General features: G+C 43.4%; 16 protein-coding genes. 12 read left to right on the forward strand and 4 right to left on the reverse strand.

Translation table 11 applies throughout. The annotated features are described in order from the left end of the window. Positions 1-17: 17 nt before the first annotated feature. A complete protein-coding gene (deoD, locus tag CAG57_RS01975; RefSeq protein WP_161427364.1) occupies positions 18-734 on the reverse strand; it encodes a purine-nucleoside phosphorylase in 717 nt (238 codons plus the stop codon). A 382-nt stretch (positions 735-1,116) separates the two neighbouring features. Here deoD and CAG57_RS01980 point away from each other — a divergent pair, with 382 nt between their 5' ends. The 8 genes from CAG57_RS01980 (at position 1,117) to CAG57_RS02015 (ending at position 9,560) form a co-directional block, all read left to right on the forward strand. Next, positions 1,117-2,070, forward strand: a complete 954-nt coding sequence (locus tag CAG57_RS01980; protein ID WP_099610930.1) for a YbgA family protein — start codon at positions 1,117-1,119, stop codon at positions 2,068-2,070. After that, positions 2,060-2,869 (forward strand): MerR family transcriptional regulator, encoded by an 810-nt coding sequence (locus CAG57_RS01985; RefSeq protein WP_161427363.1) that lies wholly within the window; start codon positions 2,060-2,062, stop codon positions 2,867-2,869. The genes CAG57_RS01980 and CAG57_RS01985 overlap by 11 nt, the downstream gene beginning before the upstream one ends. Before the next feature lie 2 nt (positions 2,870-2,871). Next, positions 2,872-4,299, forward strand: a complete 1,428-nt coding sequence (phrB, locus tag CAG57_RS01990) for a deoxyribodipyrimidine photo-lyase (protein ID WP_099610928.1) — start codon at positions 2,872-2,874, stop codon at positions 4,297-4,299. A 19-nt stretch (positions 4,300-4,318) separates the two neighbouring features. Beyond that, the gene (locus CAG57_RS01995) at positions 4,319-5,200 is read left to right on the forward strand and encodes a L,D-transpeptidase family protein (protein WP_161427367.1); all 882 of its coding nucleotides are present in this window, start codon (positions 4,319-4,321) and stop codon (positions 5,198-5,200) included. A 580-nt stretch (positions 5,201-5,780) separates the two neighbouring features. Further along, positions 5,781-7,007, forward strand: coding sequence for a sodium/glutamate symporter (gltS, locus tag CAG57_RS02000; protein ID WP_099610927.1), 1,227 nt, complete (start codon positions 5,781-5,783; stop codon positions 7,005-7,007). 260 nt (positions 7,008-7,267) lie between these two features. Next, positions 7,268-8,497: a sodium/glutamate symporter gene (gene gltS, locus CAG57_RS02005; RefSeq protein ID WP_099610926.1), complete on the forward strand. Its 1,230-nt coding sequence runs from the start codon at positions 7,268-7,270 to the stop codon at positions 8,495-8,497. Between the two features lie 182 nt (positions 8,498-8,679). Continuing rightward, the gene (locus CAG57_RS02010) at positions 8,680-9,159 is read left to right on the forward strand and encodes a methylated-DNA--[protein]-cysteine S-methyltransferase (RefSeq protein WP_099610925.1); all 480 of its coding nucleotides are present in this window, start codon (positions 8,680-8,682) and stop codon (positions 9,157-9,159) included. An 11-nt stretch (positions 9,160-9,170) separates the two neighbouring features. After that, positions 9,171-9,560: a hypothetical protein gene (locus tag CAG57_RS02015; protein ID WP_161428264.1), complete on the forward strand. Its 390-nt coding sequence runs from the start codon at positions 9,171-9,173 to the stop codon at positions 9,558-9,560. A gap of 49 nt (positions 9,561-9,609) precedes the next feature. Here the strand turns inward: CAG57_RS02015 and nhaD are convergent, their stop codons facing one another. Next, the gene (gene nhaD / locus CAG57_RS02020) at positions 9,610-11,046 is read right to left on the reverse strand and encodes a sodium:proton antiporter NhaD (RefSeq protein WP_099610924.1); all 1,437 of its coding nucleotides are present in this window, start codon (positions 11,044-11,046) and stop codon (positions 9,610-9,612) included. 308 nt (positions 11,047-11,354) lie between these two features. On the opposite strand from nhaD, the gene CAG57_RS02025 reads away from it, so the two are divergent. Together CAG57_RS02025 and CAG57_RS02030 are read left to right on the forward strand one after the other, a co-directional pair. After that, entirely contained in the window at positions 11,355-11,639 is a 285-nt protein-coding gene (locus CAG57_RS02025; RefSeq protein ID WP_099610923.1) for a DUF134 domain-containing protein, read from the forward strand. Between the two features lie 120 nt (positions 11,640-11,759). Next, positions 11,760-13,385, forward strand: coding sequence for a methyl-accepting chemotaxis protein (locus tag CAG57_RS02030; RefSeq protein ID WP_161427518.1), 1,626 nt, complete (start codon positions 11,760-11,762; stop codon positions 13,383-13,385). Positions 13,386-13,443: 58 nt separating this feature from the next. On the opposite strand, the gene CAG57_RS02035 is transcribed toward CAG57_RS02030, so the two are convergent. Together CAG57_RS02035 and CAG57_RS02040 are read right to left on the reverse strand one after the other, a co-directional pair. Then, positions 13,444-14,067 (reverse strand): PGAP1-like alpha/beta domain-containing protein, encoded by a 624-nt coding sequence (locus tag CAG57_RS02035; protein ID WP_099610922.1) that lies wholly within the window; start codon positions 14,065-14,067, stop codon positions 13,444-13,446. 70 nt (positions 14,068-14,137) lie between these two features. Beyond that, entirely contained in the window at positions 14,138-14,854 is a 717-nt protein-coding gene (locus CAG57_RS02040) for an NUDIX domain-containing protein (protein ID WP_099610921.1), read from the reverse strand. A gap of 302 nt (positions 14,855-15,156) precedes the next feature. On the opposite strand from CAG57_RS02040, the gene pncB reads away from it, so the two are divergent. Both pncB and CAG57_RS02050 read left to right on the forward strand, forming a co-directional pair. Continuing rightward, entirely contained in the window at positions 15,157-16,464 is a 1,308-nt protein-coding gene (pncB, locus tag CAG57_RS02045; protein WP_161427874.1) for a nicotinate phosphoribosyltransferase, read from the forward strand. A 132-nt stretch (positions 16,465-16,596) separates the two neighbouring features. Further along, positions 16,597-17,655, forward strand: a complete 1,059-nt coding sequence (locus CAG57_RS02050; protein WP_161427873.1) for an oxidoreductase — start codon at positions 16,597-16,599, stop codon at positions 17,653-17,655. Positions 17,656-17,708: the final 53 nt, after the last annotated feature.

The following is a 17,708-nucleotide window of genomic DNA, read 5'->3' on the forward strand; positions in this document are numbered from 1 at the left end:
CCCCCTCGGGGTAAAAATTAGAAATCGATGTTGATGGCAGTGTCCAGTGCGATTTGCATCATGTCATGGAACGATTTTTGACGGTCTTCTGAGCTGAGTTTCTCACCACGTAAGATGTGATCGGATACGGTCAGAATTGTCAATGCTCGAGCGCCGAGGTTAGCAGCGACACCATAAATGCCTGCAGCCTCCATATCAACGCCTAAGATGCCAAGACTTTTCATTTTTTCAAAAATCTCAGGCTCTGGGGTATAGAATAAATCAGCAGAAAAAACATTACCGACTTTAACCGCGACTTTGTGCGCTCTGGCTTGATTGACAGCGGTTTCAAGTAGATCATAATCGGCAATCGCAGCAAAGTCATGGCCATTAAAGCGAATACGGTTTACTTTCGAGTCAGTAGAAGCTCCCATGCCAATGACAACATCCATCAATTTCACGTCATCGCGAATTGCACCACAGCTACCAATTCGAATAATGTTTTTTACGCCATATTCGGCAATCAGTTCATGGACATAAATACTGCATGATGGGATCCCCATTCCATGTCCCATGACGGAAACTTTTTGACCTTTATAGAAGCCAGTGTATCCGAACATATTGCGTACATCACACACCTGAGTCACGTCATCTAAGTAAGTTTCAGCAATAAATTTTGCGCGTAAAGGGTCGCCTGGCATTAATACCGTTTCAGCAAAAGCGTCTGCTTTAGCATTGATATGTGGGGTCGGCATGGGTTGTTCTCCAAAAGTTAAATAATCAACAGAATACGACTATTTACGAATACTGTTGATGAATGAAAATCGGTTGAGGCAATAATATCGAGCAACACCAAGGCCCCATGAGATATCGGTCACAAAATATAGTGAGTACGAGTTATTTTACCTTATTGATAACTAAATGTGTTGGAATTGGTAGCGCAAGCGATTTGTTGCGACTTAAGCCAATAACATTTAGGCCAACAAGCAGAGCGCATCAAGGGGTGGAACATTCAATGTGTACAGAAAATAAAATTGTATAACATTGAGATACTGTGCTATATCTTATACAAGAATATTTTATGTATAATCTTTTCATCGTTGTTGGTGAATAAGGCTTGGTTGGTCGGGAGGCAATATGACGGTTAAACTCATTCGTGTGGGCATTAGTGCCTGTGTACTTGGTGAACGCGTTCGGTTTGATGCGGGGCACAAAGTGAGCCATTTTGTTACTCAAGAGTTAAGCCCTTTTTTTGATTTTGTCCCTGTTTGTCCGGAAGTCGGGATGGGGTTACCTGTTCCGCGTCCCACTATTCGTCTTGTTGCTGATGAGCAACGTATTGCGTTAGTCGAAACCAAAGACGCGAGTCGCGATCATACCGAAGCCTTGCTACAGTACACCCACAAAAAAATTGACCATCTTCAATCTCAAGCTTTGTGTGGTTACATTGTTTGTGCCAAATCCCCCACGTGTGGCATGGAGCGAGTCAAAGTCTATCGAGATCATGGTGCAGAAAAAAATGGGGTTGGTTTATACACCGAACAATTAATGCAACGTATGCCTTGGTTACCCGTGGAGGAAGATGGGCGACTGAATGATCCGGTGTTGCGTGAGAATTTTATTACCCGTGTGTTTTGTTTACACGATTTTTACCAAAGCTTAGGTGATAACCCAACCGCTGGTAAAGTGGTGGATTTTCACTCGCGATATAAATTGACCTTAATGGCCCATCATCCTACGTCTTATCAACGCTTAGGGCGGTTAGTGGCAAACGTGGCTCAATATCAATTAGCGGATTTTATTCAAGAGTATCGTTTAGAGCTGATGCAAGCCCTGACTTTTCGCGCGAGTCGAAAAAATCAAACCAATGTTCTGATGCATATTCAAGGTTATTTTAAACGTTCACTCACCTCATCACAGAAAGCAGAGCTTGCTCAAGTGATTGATGAATATCGTCGCGGATTATTACCACTTTTGGCTCCTTTAACGTTAATCAAACACTATTTAGCCATGTATCCAGATGCGTACCTTAGCCAACAACGCTATCTAAACCCTCATCCTCAGGAGTTGAAACTACGTTATGGATTGTAAAGAAACCCGTTATGCTATTCGTGAAGTGTCGGAGCTGACAGGGGTTAAGCCTGTCACGTTACGCGCTTGGCAACGTCGCTATAATTTAATTCAACCAAAGCGTTCAGACAAAGGACATCGACTGTACAGCGAGCACGATATCAATACCATTCGTCAAATACAGAGCTGGCTGTTAAAAGGGGTCGCTATTGGCAAAGTAAGCCAGTTACTGCAAGCCAATGAGTTGATTGATGCCGAGTTACCATTAGAAACCGCGGCAGAGTTGCAAGCGTGTCACCAATTACTGGATGCTTTGGCTCAGTTAAATGGTGTAAAAGCGGCAAATGTGCTTGCTACAGTGATGAAAGAATATCCTTTAGATATTGTTGAAACACAATTTGTACTGCCTGTGATTGAGGCGTTGGAAAAAGTAAAAGGGCCACTGCGATCTTTACAAAAAGGATTATTTAACAGTGTGATGTTGAGTAAGCTATCGAGCATTCTTGAGGCGGAAAATAAAGCCGCTTATAAGGGAAAATGCTTATGTGTCAGTTTTGAGCATGCCGGTCATATTCTCGCGTGGCTATGGGCCGTGAGCTGGGCAGAGAAAGGATATCAGGTGACCTTCATGGAAGGCATTGACGATATTACTGGCTTAGTTGACCATCAAGGCAGTATGAACTATTCAAGCCTTGCATTATTTTCGTATCGTCATTTATCGGATAACCAACGTAAGGCGTTAACCGTGCTGAAAACACAGTTCTCTGAAGCGATCTATTTTTCAGAGGTATTAGCCACTCTGGTAAAACAGGAAGACTAGGAATGAAATTGGTTTGGTTAAGGCGCGATCTTCGCGCTGTGGATAATACCGCTTTACGTTATGCCATCACCAGTACTCAACCGGTTTATGCACTTTATATTGCAACGCCACAACAATGGCAGCAGCATGGAATGGCCGCGATTCAAGCGGATTTAATTTATCGTCGCTTATTTGAATTACAGCAAGAGTTAGCAGCGTTAAATGTGCCACTTCTTTACATAGAATGTGATGACTTTAGCCAGGCGGCTCAAGCGGTGGCAGAGATGTCCGCCGCGCTTGGGGTGGATCAAGTGCTGGTTAATCGTGAGTACGAATATAATGAACAACAACGGGATGCGTTAGCGCAGCGACTGCTCGCCGAACAAGCGATAGAGTGGTGTGATTTTGATGATAAATGTGTGATTCCTCCTGGGCAGGTGTTAACCAAACAAGGGGATTATTTTAAAGTTTTTACCCCTTTTAAACGCGCTTGGCTAACTCAGTTTGTTCCACCGACGATTTTAACCACCCCTGTCGCGCAAAAGGTTAAAGTACCAGAGGCTTATCGTGCTTATGTATGGAGTGAAGCACAGCCTTTTACCTATCCACGTTACACGAGTGAGCAATGGCCGGTCGATTTTGATGCAATACGGCAACAGCTTCGTCAATTCTGTCAGCATAAGGTGGATGAATACCATCAACAACGCGACTATCCCGCTCAAGAGTATACCAGTCGCCTTTCTGCTTATCTGGCTATTGGGGCCCTTTCTGCTCGCCAATGTCTTGCTCGACTCTATACGCAATCGACCGGCGGCGTGCTTTCTGCGGGGGCTGATATGTGGATGAGTGAATTAGTGTGGCGAGAGTTTTATCAACATTTAATGGCATTTGAAGCCAAACTTTCGCAAGGAAAAGACTTCCACTCTTGGGCGGCTCAACTGGTTTGGTACAATGATACCGCTGCATTTGAGCGCTGGTGCGAAGGGCAGACGGGGTTTCCTATTGTGGATGCCGCCATGCGTCAGCTTAAACAAACGGGCTGGATGCATAATCGATTAAGAATGATTGTGGCGAGTTTCTTAACTAAAGATCTACATATTGATTGGCGTTGGGGAGAAGATTACTTCATGCGTCATTTGATCGATGGCGATTATGCGTCAAATAATGGAGGCTGGCAGTGGTGCGCATCAACTGGATGTGATGGTCAACCTTATTTTCGAATTTTCAACCCAATTACTCAAGGTGAAAAGTTTGACCCCAATGGCCAGTTTATTCGCCAATGGGTTCCTGAACTAGCTCATGTGCCGCTCACTTATTTGCATTCGCCGTGGACATGGTCTGAATTTAATCTGATGTCATACCCATCGCCAATGGTTGATCATAAAGTACAAAGAGAAGTAACCTTGCGTTTATACAAAGAAGCCAAAGAAATGGAGAATGGTATTGCGTAATGGGTTGATATTTTTGCTGATGTGGTTGAGTTATGCGACGACCAGCCAAGCGACAGTTTATGATTTTCCTAAAGAAGGAAGCCGTTTGGTTGGCCGTATGCAATACCATGTGGTTAGCCAAGGAGAAACTCTTGCCAACATTGCTAACCAGTATGAAGTGGGTTTTTTGGCTTTAATGGCAGCGAATAAAGGGGTTGATCCTTTTCTGCCTGCCGAAGGCAGTGTTTTAACCATTCCGTCGCAAATGATTTTACCTGATGTGCCATATGAAGGCATTGTGATTAATTTAGCGGAATTACGCTTGTATTACTTTCAACCTGAGCAGCGTCAAGTGCATATTTTCCCTGTTGGCATTGGCCGCATTGGTCGTGATACACCCGAAATGGAAACCTATATTAGTCAAAAGCGACCGAATCCAACATGGACACCCCCTCAATCTATTCGTCATGAGTATTTGCAGCGAGGCATTGAGCTGCCAGCGGTGGTACCGGCCGGGCCCAACAACCCACTCGGCGAATACGCGATGCGTTTAGCTTATGGTTCTGGAGAATATTTGATCCATGGCACCAATAAAGATTTTGGCATTGGTATGCGGGTCAGTGCTGGATGTATTCGGATGGAGCCTAAAGATATTGAGTGGCTATTTCAGCAAGCCGAACGAGGGATGAAAGTTCGTGTAATTAACGAGCCAATAAAAGTCACCTTAGAAGTGGATCGCAGTGTTTTTATTGAGGCGCATGAGCCGTTAACTCGTAGTGATGGCAGTAAAAAAATCTTGAGTTTACCCATTGAGTTAACGTGGTGGATGCGTGAATTTAATCAACCTGAAGCACGAGCTCGTGCTGCTATTTTGGCTCAAAATGGCATTCCAATCGAGGTGGTTCCGCCAAGTGAACAGTAAACGACTCGAGGAAAGGATTGCTTCTCGTAGCGCAGAGAAATCTATCGTTGCTTTGCTCAATAATTAGACGAAAATAACATAATTTACGAAAATGTCAGTTAATATGCTAGAATCTGGTCTCGTTATGATAATCACCTCTATTGAGAACTTGAGTGTTTCCCGAGGTTCGGCTCGTTATTTGTCATGAGTCAGAGTGATTTCGCTACAACGGGAACAAGTCAATCTTAGAGGTAGAGCGCTTTAAAACAGCGCTCTATTTTTTTGTAATAGCGGGTAATTTTGTTCAAGGAAAGGCCATGTCTGTTTAAAAAAGGAGCCTATGGAGAGGCGCAGACATGACTGTATCGCCGGTACTCAGCGTAAAAAAAGAGCCCTATCATTTATACCAAGGTGCTCTTTTTATATTTTATGGGGAATAGCAGCGTAATAAAAACACCGTTTAGTCATCCCTTTAATTTAGCTTCAGGCGCATAAGTAACGTGTTGAGTAGGCTTTCTTAGTCGGCGATCGCTTTGAACAAACCCATCAATTTTCCCTCAGTCATCATGGAGGATGAAGAGAATAAAAATAATGAGGTTATATGAATCATTTGATTTCTATTGGCACATTGGAGTCCTTTTTGGTGGCCATCAGTGTTCTTTTTCTTGGCCATTTTGTGAATGCTAGGCTACCAATATTAAATAAATTTAATATCCCAGAACCCATTGTCGGTGGTTTGATTATTGCTTGTATCATTGCAGGTTTACACTTCAATGGGATTGATTTGGATTTTGAACTCCCGTTGCAGAGCACCTTTATGTTGATGTTTTTTGCAACGGTGGGTTTGGCGGCTAATTACACTCAACTGATTAAAGGCGGTGCTAAAGTGTTTATTTTTTTAGCGGTAGCCTCGTTGTATATCATTATTCAAAACGCTATCGGTATCTCTTTAGCCAGCGCATTAGGGCTTGATCCGCTAATGGGCTTGATTGCTGGATCTATCACCTTGTCAGGCGGCCATGGCACTGGCGCGGCTTGGTCACAAACATTTCAAGCGGTGTACGGTTTAGATAACGTATTAGAAATTGCCATGGCATCGGCGACATTTGGCCTGATTATTGGCGGGCTTATTGGTAGTCCTGTGGCTCAGCGCTTAGTGGATAAGCACAATTTTGAGTCGGAATATGGTCGCGGCTCAAGAACACATGAGCGCTTTCCTGAAGTGGTGACTTATAACGAGAATGAAGAAGATAGCGTGACAGCGAAAACGGTAATTGAGAACCTGTTTTTCTTATTGATCTGTGTTACGGGCGCTAAGTATGTTGAGCAGTGGGTAAGTACATTTCATATTCCGTGGCTGATGATCCCTGATTTTGTTTATGCCTTATTTATTGGGGTATTGATCACCAACCTATTAGAAGTGACTAAGGTTCGTAAAGTGGATGCGGAAACGGTGGATATGTTGGGCACGGTTTCTTTGGCGCTGTTTCTTGCCATGGCATTGATGAGCTTAAAATTGTGGAATATTTTCGATTTAGCGATCCCATTTCTATTGATTTTAGCGGTACAGTCGGTGGTGTTAGCCTTTTTTACATACTATGTCACCTTTAAAGTCATGGGGCGTAATTACGATGCCGCGGTGATCGCTGGTGGTCATTGTGGGTTTGGCCTAGGTGCGACACCCACAGCGGTCATGAATATGGGGTCTATCGTCAATCGATTTGGCCCTTCTCCGCAGGCTTTTATGGTGGTACCGATTGTTGGCGCTTTTTTTATTGATATTGTGAATCTCATTATCTTACAGGGATACATCACACTGATAAGCTAATCGCTCTTTTTGTTTATTGTTTAGTCACTAGATTCAGTGAGCGAACCACCAGTGAAAGAGGAACCGCTAGGTTCCTTTTTCTTTTTTATCAAATTATGAGAATTATTTGCGATTTATTTATTCTTTATTCTTATTTAATGAGAAAGTTGCTTTTTTAGACCCTAGTAATGTTGGCTTTCTCTAGGCAACCTGACTTTATACCCAATCATGTTTTTATATCGATTCTCAAAAAACATGAGAAAAAGTAGGAAAGAGGTGTTATGAATCAGGTTATTTCTATTGGCCCACAGGAGTCATTTTTAGTTGCGATTGGCGTGCTTTTTTTAGGTCAGTTCATCAATCATAAATTCCCCATCTTAAAACGATTTAATATTCCCGAACCCATAGTTGGGGGGCTTATTGTCGCCTGCCTGATTACCATAATGCATTTGCATGGCATCGATTGGGTTTTTGATCTACCACTGCAAAATACCTTTATGTTGATGTTTTTTTCAACCGTAGGATTAGCCGCTAATTATACGCAATTGGTCAAGGGCGGCATGAAGGTCTTTTTGTTTTTGATCATCGCATCCGTGTATATTGTTATCCAAAATGCTGTGGGCGTGTCTCTTGCTTCGCTACTTGGCCTTGATCCTTTGATGGGATTGATTGCGGGTTCTATTACACTCTCTGGTGGGCATGGTACGGGAGCTGCGTGGGCGCAGACATTTCAAAATATGTATGGGCTAAATAATGTGCTCGAAGTTGCTATGGCATCTGCAACGTTTGGCTTAATTATTGGGGGGATTATCGGTAGCCCGATTGCTAACCATCTGATAGAAAAACGTCATTTAGAATCTGAATATGGACGCAGCCTTCAAACACACCAGCGTTTCCCAGAACTGGTCACCTACAACGAGCATGAAGAAGATCGGGTGACATCGAAAAAAGTGATAGAAAGCTTATCGATTATCTTGCTTTGTGTTACCGGGGCTCATTATCTTGGGCAATGGGTTCGTCATTTCGAGATTAGTTGGCTAATGATCCCTGATTTTGTCTATGCACTTTTTATCGGTGTTGCAATAACTAATGTGATGGAAGTGACTCATGTTCGAAAAATCGATATGGAGACGGTCGATATCTTAGGGACGGTATCATTAGCACTGTTCCTTGCCATGGCATTGATGAGTTTAAAGCTGTGGAATATTTTTGACTTAGCGATCCCTTTTTTGGTGATCTTAACCGTTCAGTCGGTTGTGTTAGCACTTTTTGCTTATTATGTGACCTTCCGAGTGATGGGGCGTAGTTATGATGCCGCCGTTATCACCAGCGGTCATTGTGGTTTTGGGCTAGGTGCAACCCCAACAGCGGTGATGAATATGGGATCGGTCGTCAACCGCTTTGGCCCTTCTCCACAGGCTTTTATGGTCGTGCCGATTGTGGGCGCTTTTTTTATTGATATTGTTAATTTAGTCATCTTACAGGCCAGTCTCTCTTTTTTAACCCATTGATGGCAATAAAGTAGAGGATGAACAAAGCCTAGGTTTATACGCTGGAATTGGTTCAGTTCGCAGTCATCGTTTGTGAGGTCTATTTTCAAGCGCAAAAGTAGACCCTAATATTGGCTTCAGTAGCCCAGATGTCGTACTCTATCTAAGGATTCAAGCGATGAAATGGGTTAAGGTGTGGCGCAATGTATCAATTTACCGACTATCAAAGCCCGCTGGGGAAAATCATATTACAGTCCGACCCTAATGGTTTATCTGGCCTTTGGTTTATCACGACGGTGGGTATGCCTATAGAACTGGGGGCATATACCAAGTCTTGTCCTATACTGATACAAACAATCAATCAGTTAAGCGAGTATTTTTTAGGCCGTCGCACCGATTTTGATTTGCCACTGTCGCTCCAAGGGTCGGAATTTCAGCAAAAAATATGGCAAGTGTTGCGCGGTATCCCTTATGGTAAAACATGGAGTTATGGACAACTCGCTCAAGTGATTAACCAACCCACTGCGACGAGAGCTGTTGGAGTGGCAAGTAGTCGTAACCCCATATCTATCATCATACCTTGTCATCGAGTAATTGGTAAAAATGGCGCATTAACGGGCTATGCTGGGGGAATCGAACGGAAAGCGTATCTGCTTGAATTGGAGAAAAAGTACACAGAATAAGGATCACCTTGATGCGTAATAAGCCAATGCACATTATCGGTATGCTGTTGCTCTCTCTCTTGAATGGATGTACTCAGGACGATTTGGAGCGCATGGCTGATAAAGAAACGTTTGCTTTTGAAGGCGCGTATGATAATCAACATACCCCTTACACCTTGAAATTTAAGGATGGTAAGGTTTCTTTTCAATCTGAAACAGCAAACTTAGAGTGGCAGCGTAATTATACAGTCAAGGAGAACCTCCTCTATATCGAAATTCGTAATAACTCGAAAGAAAAGCGAGATGATCTGGTGATGAGGATTCATGGTGGCGGTGAGGTCTTGACCTGTAGTGCTTGTGCCAAATATCAATTAAGTAATATTTGGGTTCGTATTGATGCATTACCGCAAAATAAGGAGTAAACAAAAGGCTCTCTTATCGAAAATGAAAGAGAGCCTGAATAAGGGGGGGTTAAGAAAATAACGCTTGGTTAAGCAGCAGATGTACCGCAATGCTGGCAATGTAACCGAGCATAATTACGGGCGTCCATTTTAGGTGACCGATAAAGGTATATTTACCGTGAGCGGCTCCCATCAAGGCCACGCCAGCGGCTGAACCAATCGATAATAAACTTCCCCCAACACCGGCGGTTAAAGTGATCAGTAGCCAGTTTCCTAATGACATGGAAGGATCCATACTTAGTACCGCAAACATAACGGGAATGTTATCCACAATGGCAGAAATGCCACCTAATGCGATATTGGCCCAAATCGGGTTCCATTGGGTATACATCACCTCAGATACCATGCCGAGATAACCTAATAAGCTTAGGCCACCGACACACATGACAACGCCGTAAAAGAAGAGCAAGGTATCCCATTCTGCGTGGGAAATGCGGCGAAAAACATCAAAAGGAACCACGGAACCGAGACGTTTTAAAGCGGCTTCATCCTTCTTCGCCATCGCAATTGCGGCTTTTTTCGCTAATGAGCTGGCTAACGTTTTTCTCAGGAAATAGCCAAAAAATTGTAGGTAACCTAACCCCATCATCATGCCGATAACGGGTGGAAAGTGGAATAAGGCATGAAAAGATACCGCCGTAGCAACAGTGAAAATAAACAAAGCCACGATACGACGTGCGCCTCGTTTTAACTCTACCTGTTCATAAAGCGCGTCCGGTTTTTCAGTGGGTAAGAACCACGAGATGATGACGGCAGGGATCACGTAGTTAATCACCGACGGGATAAAGAGATCCATAAATTGCATAAAGGTGACGTGACCCGCTTGCCATACCATTAGCGTGGTAATATCACCGAATGGACTAAAGGCCCCGCCAGCGTTAGCCGCAAGAACGATATTAATACAAGCTAAATTGACAAATTTAATATTATTGCCACCCACTTTAAGGACAACAGCACACATAAGTAGTGCGGTAGTCAGGTTATCGGCAATAGGGGAGATGAAAAAAGCGAGGATACCGGTAAGCCAAAACAACGTTTTAAAGTTAAACCCTTTACCCACCATCCACGCTTGCAAAGCATCAAAAAGACGGCGTTCTTCCATGGCACTAATATAAGTCATGGCAACCAACAAGAAGAGTAGAAGTTCTGCATATTCGAGAAGATTATGCTCTAACGCAGCCCGAGCGATCTCTACGTTATCATGTTGTTGATAAACATAACCGATCATCGCCCAGATTAATCCTGCCGCAAGCAGTACGGGTTTTGATTTCCGCAGATGTAAGTATTCTTCTAACATCACCAGAGCATAAGCAATACAAAATAGAATTAACGACGCATAACCTATTGTGGAATGCGTCAGTGGTAAGGGGGAACCTGGGGTTATCGTGGTTGCAAAAGCAAGCTGGGGAATAAATAGCAGACAAAAGCCCACCCATATTCGATTCATTATTGGTACTCCGATAGTCAAAAAAATTGCTCAGAGTGTAATGATTATCCATAAAAATGACTGTGAAGCAGGTTGGAAATGTTTGATTTGTTTTATTTTTGTGTTATTTGTTAATGGGATTTATCCGAGGCGTGTCGCAGAAAAAGTGTTGGGCATCCGGTGATATGGGCCACTTAATATATGGTCGTGATATTGGTTACTTTATTTTGTGATGTTAATTACCTTGAGCCTGAGGTGTTGAGTTGCCTTTTCAAGCCAAAATGCCACAATAGCTCGTATTCCCATGTTCCCGATAAAAAGAGAAGGTTATGGCGCGTCCAAAAATTCCAAGACAAATTTGTGGCTTTCCAGCTCAAAGTTGTTTTAAACCCAATGGAATTCCGATGGCTCAGTTAGAAGCGGTTTCCATTCAAGCGGATGAGTTTGAAGCGCTGCGTTTGGTTGATTATCAAGGAATGCAGCAGCAAGAAGCCGCCATGGTGATGGGCGTTTCTCGTCAAACCTTAGCGAATCTAGTGAAATCGGCGAGGCGTAAAGTCTCAGACTGCTTGCTTCATGGCAAAGCACTGTTGATGGAAGAACAGCCACAATAACGGCCACCACCAAGTTTTGACGGTTTTATCTATCAAAGAAATAGGTACAATCGAGCGTTCGAATATCACCCCCTCCTTTATACTGTGCTCTTATGACATTGATAGACAGGGCACCGTGTTATGCGTTCACTTTCCATTACTCGATTAGTCCGAGCCAATGCCGCGTTGGCGGTTTTTGCAATTGTTGGCTTAAGCTTTTTCCTTATTCTCAATTTAACCCGTGTCCAGCAGCAGTTTGGTACGGTGGTTGATCGTAATGTTCAACTGCTCACCGCGATTTCTGATCTGCGTTATTACACAGTGACTTACCGCCGTTTTGCTCTCGACTATGGCTTAACTGATGATGTTGATGAACATCGCACGATTATGCAAACCATCGAATTTAATGATCAAGCGGTCAAACAGGCATTACAACGTATGGAGCAGTTAGCGGATTTGCCCGATATTCAAACATCAGTATCTGATTTTGAACGCCAGATAGAGGCCTACCAAATAATGCAGCAGCATTATGTAGATCTCATTGATCAAAACCGGATTGAAGAAGCTCGCCGTCAAATGCTGGGTCCAATGTTGGCACCTTTTAATGAGATTGTGGAAGGATTGACACAATTTCAGCATCAACTAGAGCAAGATGCGACTCGCATGAAAAATGAGAAACAAGCACAGATTGAGCGAGTGATCCGTAGTTCTGTTGGGGCTGCTGCTTTAGTGGTACTTGCGTTACTTGTCAGCGGATATTTGACAGCCAAACGAGTATTGCGGCCATTGGCTCGGTTAAAAGCACACATGTCGATTGTTGGACAGGGGCAGTTGGAATCGCGTTTATCACTGACACAGTTTAAGCACGATGAATTTGGTGAAGCGGCGCAAGCATTTATTCATATGCAAGAGAACTTAACCACATTGATCCTTTCCGTAAAAGAGAGTGTCCATTCGTTAGACTTGGCTTCTGAAGAGCTGGCCGCTAAGGTTGCGCATACTCAGCAAAGTGTGGATGAGCAGAAATACGAGATCCAGAAAATTGTCTCATCTGTGGCAGATTTATCAGGCAACACTCAGCATATTGATCAAGTGACGCATAAGGCATCGTACAAGAGTGAGGAAACTCAACAACAAGCGCAGCTAGGTGAGCAAAGTATTGTGCATTCCATTGAGCGGACAGAACACTTATCACAATTACTGGATCAAACCGGACAAGTGATTAATGGGCTGTATCAACGTAGCTCAGATATTAGCCTTATTTCTGAGGTGATTGGTAATATCACCAAGCAAACCAACTTACTGGCATTAAACGCGGCAATTGAAGCTGCGCGAGCCGGTGAGGCTGGACGAGGGTTTGCTGTTGTAGCCGATCACGTTCGTGAATTAGCTCAGCAGACCCAGCAGTCGATTGAAGAAATTGCCGGAGTGATTGAAAACCTGCAAGCTCAAGCTTCGGATGCGCAAGGTTTTATGAAACAGTGTCAAATTGAAATTGGGGAAAGTTTACAGCAAGTCAAAGAGGCGGGAGCTGCTTATCACCAAATCGTGGAGGCCGCGCAAGCTATTGCAAAACTTGATGGACAAATTGCTCAATTGGCACAAACGCAGCAACAGTTATCAATGCATGTGAGTGAGAGCGTCAACACGATTGAAGGATCTTCTCTTAATATTGAACATATTGCTAGTGAAACCACGCAGACCTATCACCTTGTTCAGCAACAAACTGAACACTTAAAGCAGTACATTGGTGCATTTACCGTTTAGTGGTTTCAATTTTTCATGGTTTGCTTGACCTGAATCGAGTTGTTCTCTTGATGCTGATTCAGGTCTTTTCATGTTCAAATTGGTCATAGCGAATGAAGTGGTCAATTTGTTTGGCGATATAATGGTTGTATAACATACTGGTGTGTGTGGTTCGTGTTTCCAGATGATCCGTCATGCCTGCAATTTTGGTTTCTTCCACCGTCACCGTGCCATCGGACTCCTTTTGATTCCCCATTAATAATGTGCGCATTCCGATGGGAAGCGTCCCCGCGATACTGCCGAGCTTTTGTGGAAAATGCCAGCTATCGTGATGTTTTTTTAAGCCATATTCAGTGGCGTTTCCAAGAATCATTCCCAGCCCTAATTGTTCTATTTTGCTTACAATCGAGGCCCCCTGCAAAGGAGAACCGATGGTGATCACATGAGAGATATGCTGAGTATTGGGGTGGCGTGAAGCTAAATAGCGTTTGATCATCAAGCCGCCTAAGCTATGCCCGACCAACACATTGCTTTGTTTGCAATCGAGTGCGGCATCAATTTGGAGAAACAGTTTTTCCTCATTAATCGACAGTGTATTGTAACTAAGTGCGATCGCTTGATAACCCAACTTAGTCAGTTGCTGGCGTAAGGGATGCATAACAATGCTATGCATGTAGAGTCCATGAAGAATAATAATTGGCATGATAGGTCGTCCTACAAACGGCTCGAAGTGGTGATCTAACCATGCTTTTATGACAAGTTAAAGTGGCCTTTTATCCGCGTAAGCAGGTTTGAAAGTAAGTGACTTCGTGGTTGGCAAGGCGATATACAGTGGCGGGTTTCCCACCTTTTCCTTTACATGAAGCGGCGATTTTGTTCGCGCTGACAATTACTCCTGTATTAATCAGCCGCCGTTTGACCGTCATGCGATTCATGTCTACCCCAAATTTTGCATAAGCATCAATGATATCTGCCACCAGAAATTCTTTTTCCAATGAGAAAAGTACAACCGATGTGTATTCGACCGCGGCACGTAGTTTTTTCCATGCGTGTTGAATTTGAGCGACATGGTCAAAAGCCAGTTCCATTTCATTATTTAGCAGCATCTTCAGACTAAACCAATTAGCGCGATTGCGATCGATACCAAAATCTTCAATTTGTTGAACATTAGAAGGATTAAGCAGCGCGTAATGCGAGATACTGACGCTCCAACCATCGGGATCGCGTTTAGGGTTACCATCAACGAGTGGATCGCTAATAAAATTCGGATAAGTATGAATTTTTTGCCGACAAATACGTCGTCGGGCAGAATCAAAATCTTCATCGGCGGGTTCACCGCCCTTGGCCGTCATATCTTCATCATACACGAGTCCTCCCGGCAAGGCCCATTGACCGCAATCTGGCCGATTAGGATTACTGCGTTTAACCAATAATATTTGAATACCGGTTGGTGCAAGGCGTAAACAAACCAGATCAATGGTAACAATCATGCTGACATTCCTAAAAAATTGAGCCTTTATTCTAGGTAAGAGCTGAGAGAGGGTCAAATGTAAATAACAGTTTGTGACAAACATGGTTTTTATCAGTGGTGTTATTTCGGTAACGCCTTCACTGAGCTGTTATTTTTATATAATCGCCATAAATAAACATACAAATTATATGGATATAAGATAAGCGTTAGTTTGTCACAATAGTTGACAAACTTGTAAGGCTAATTTATTGTGCTGAAAAAGTTAGCAACATAATGTTACTAACATGCAGATCTGTTAACCTTGAATGGAAGGATGGCATAATGAACGCTTGCCTGTTTTCTCCCCACCTTATCCGCAGCTTGTTGGATCTTGATGCTTATAAAATCAATATGATGCAGGCCATTCATTCTTTTTATCCTGACGTTCAAGTTCGCTATGAATTGATTGTTCGGAGTGATGAAGATGTTAGTGACCTTTTGGAAGAGGTGCGTGAAAAGATCGCGCATTTAGCCTCTTTACGTTTCTCTGATGCGGATATTACCTATCTAGAGAAAAGCTCCCCTCATCTTAAAGCTTCGTTTTTACAATCCTTGCGTTATTTTCATTTTCAACCAGAGCGTCAGGTTGAGATGGGGATTATCAAGCAAGAGGGAAAGCACCAGTTACGTATTGCGATTCAGGGAGCATGGCGAGATACCATTTTGTATGAAACCTTAGTGATGGCGATCGTCTCTGAAGTTCGTAGTCGCCGTCGATGGTCACAAGTGCCTATTGAGCTACCTTTGCAAGTATTGGCAGAAAAAGTTCAGACTTTAAAAGTCGAACTTAAAAAACGTGGTATAGAGAATTTTTCATTGACAGAAATGGGCACTCGCCGCCGTTTTTCCAGCCAAGTTCAGCGCGATGTGATTGCTTATCTGCACCAAGAAATTCCCGAGTTATTACTTGGTACCAGTAATTACCATTTTGCTCGTGAATTTAATCTTAAACCGATTGGTACAATTGCTCATGAGTGGTTTATGGGCCATCAAGCTTTAGTCAATGTCGGCGATTCACAACGAGTTGCTTTAGAACAGTGGTTACGAGCGTTTGATGGGCAGCTGTCTATTGCCCCAACCGATACCTTAACCATTGATGCCTTTATTCGTGATTTTAATGTGCACCTTGCCAAAGCCTATGATGGGGTTCGCCATGACTCCGGTTGTCCGTTTACTTGGGGCGATAAAATGCTCGCTCACTATAAAAAGTTAGGCATTGACCCTAAAAATAAGCTGTTTATTTTCTCCGATGGGCTTAACTTTGACCAGGCATTATCATTGTGTGAATACTTTGCAGGGCGAGTTCGTATCTCATTTGGTATCGGAACCTTTCTTACTAATGATTTAGCGGGCTGGAAAAATGATCGGGATAAAGCCTATCAACCGTTGTCGATGGTGATTAAATTAACTGAGTGCAATGGTCGTCCGGTAGCGAAGGTGAGTGATGAACCAGAAAAAGCCATGTGTGAAGACCCAATTTTTCTCGCTAACCTGAAGCAACGTTTTAATATTGAGGTGGATATGGATCGGTTAATTTTAGAGTTACAGCAAAAAAAGAGTCGAAAACGACAATACATTGCCGCTGCATAGCTAATCATGACTGAAAACCACCCTATTCGAGGGTGGTTTTCTTTTTAGGTGGTGCATGCAATAGGTAAAACTTTACCTAATTAGTCCGATTCGGCATGATAATAAAACTCGAGATGCATAAAGAGAAACGTCATGATTTATACGCCAATCAAAACCGCCGTTATTGGCTACGGTTATTCTGCTAAAACCTTTCACCTCCCATTTATAAAAACCTTACCTGAGCTAGAGCTATGCGCGATCAGTTCTAGTCAACAATCTGCCGTTGAACATGATTGGCCACAGGCGAAGTGGTATCAAGATGCAGAGGCATTACTCGATCACAGCGATGCAGAACTGGTGATTATTACCGCTCCTAATGATGTTCATTTCCCTTTGGCCAAGCGTGCGTTAGAAAATGGCAAACATGTGATCGTTGAAAAGCCATTTGTCACCCAAATTGAACAAGGCAAAGCTTTAATTACTTTGGCGCAAGAGCAACGGCGAGTGTTGAGTGTGTTCCATAATCGGCGTTGGGATGGGGATTTCCTCACCGTAAAAAAAATGATTGAACAAGGTCGTTTGGGGGAGGTGCGCTTATTCGAGTCTCATTTTGATCGTTATCGTCCAGACGTTCGCCAGCGTTGGCGTGAACAGGCACAAGAGGGGGGTGGCATTTTATTTGATTTAGCTCCACACTTATTGGATCAAGCGTTGGTGCTGTTTGGTCTTCCACAAGCCATCAATGCTCAATGTCGAATGATGCGCCCAGGCGCGACAACCATTGATTACTATAATCTTATTTTGCACTACCCTAATCATTTAGTGCATTTGCATTCTAACCTATACAGCCCCGAGCCCAATCTACGTTATAAGATCTTAGGAACGCTTGCCAAATACGAAAAAATGGGGCTTGACCCACAAGAAGCGCAGCTTAAACAAGGGGTAGAGCCTATTGGTGACCACTGGGTAAGTGAAGACCCAACGCTTTATGGTCAACGCTATAGTGAATCCGGAGCTCAGGCGATAACCACTGAGTGTGGCGGCTATCAGCACTACTTTAAAGCCGTTGCCGATGCGATTCGGTTGGGCACTGAAAACCCCGTTCCTGCTGAGCAAGCGCTGCAAAATATCGCCTTAATTAAGCTAGCACAAGAAAGCAGCAAAACCGGACGAACGTTAGCGGTCATTGCTTCTGAGATGGGCATTATGTAGCGATATTCAGTTGTTAAGAGAAAGGTGAGGGGGGGGGATTTTCCCCCTCCTCG

The organism is Vibrio sp. V30_P3S12P165 (assembly GCF_009904905.1).
GTDB lineage: Bacteria > Pseudomonadota > Gammaproteobacteria > Enterobacterales > Vibrionaceae > Vibrio > Vibrio fujianensis.

Coding starts and splice junctions, on each gene's coding strand:
- CAG57_RS02025 (WP_099610923.1), top strand. CDS start 11,355: ATGGCGCGTCCAAAAATTCCAAGACAAATTTGTGGCTTTCCAGCTCAA.
- gltS (WP_099610927.1), top strand. CDS start 5,781: ATGAATCATTTGATTTCTATTGGCACATTGGAGTCCTTTTTGGTGGCC.
- deoD (WP_161427364.1), bottom strand. CDS start 734: ATGCCGACCCCACATATCAATGCTAAAGCAGACGCTTTTGCTGAAACG.
- pncB (WP_161427874.1), top strand. CDS start 15,157: ATGAACGCTTGCCTGTTTTCTCCCCACCTTATCCGCAGCTTGTTGGAT.
- CAG57_RS02040 (WP_099610921.1), bottom strand. CDS start 14,854: ATGATTGTTACCATTGATCTGGTTTGTTTACGCCTTGCACCAACCGGT.
- phrB (WP_099610928.1), top strand. CDS start 2,872: ATGAAATTGGTTTGGTTAAGGCGCGATCTTCGCGCTGTGGATAATACC.
- CAG57_RS02010 (WP_099610925.1), top strand. CDS start 8,680: ATGTATCAATTTACCGACTATCAAAGCCCGCTGGGGAAAATCATATTA.
- gltS (WP_099610926.1), top strand. CDS start 7,268: ATGAATCAGGTTATTTCTATTGGCCCACAGGAGTCATTTTTAGTTGCG.
- CAG57_RS01995 (WP_161427367.1), top strand. CDS start 4,319: ATGTGGTTGAGTTATGCGACGACCAGCCAAGCGACAGTTTATGATTTT.
- CAG57_RS02015 (WP_161428264.1), top strand. CDS start 9,171: ATGCGTAATAAGCCAATGCACATTATCGGTATGCTGTTGCTCTCTCTC.
- CAG57_RS02050 (WP_161427873.1), top strand. CDS start 16,597: ATGATTTATACGCCAATCAAAACCGCCGTTATTGGCTACGGTTATTCT.
- CAG57_RS02030 (WP_161427518.1), top strand. CDS start 11,760: ATGCGTTCACTTTCCATTACTCGATTAGTCCGAGCCAATGCCGCGTTG.
- nhaD (WP_099610924.1), bottom strand. CDS start 11,046: ATGAATCGAATATGGGTGGGCTTTTGTCTGCTATTTATTCCCCAGCTT.
- CAG57_RS01980 (WP_099610930.1), top strand. CDS start 1,117: ATGACGGTTAAACTCATTCGTGTGGGCATTAGTGCCTGTGTACTTGGT.
- CAG57_RS01985 (WP_161427363.1), top strand. CDS start 2,060: ATGGATTGTAAAGAAACCCGTTATGCTATTCGTGAAGTGTCGGAGCTG.
- CAG57_RS02035 (WP_099610922.1), bottom strand. CDS start 14,067: ATGCCAATTATTATTCTTCATGGACTCTACATGCATAGCATTGTTATG.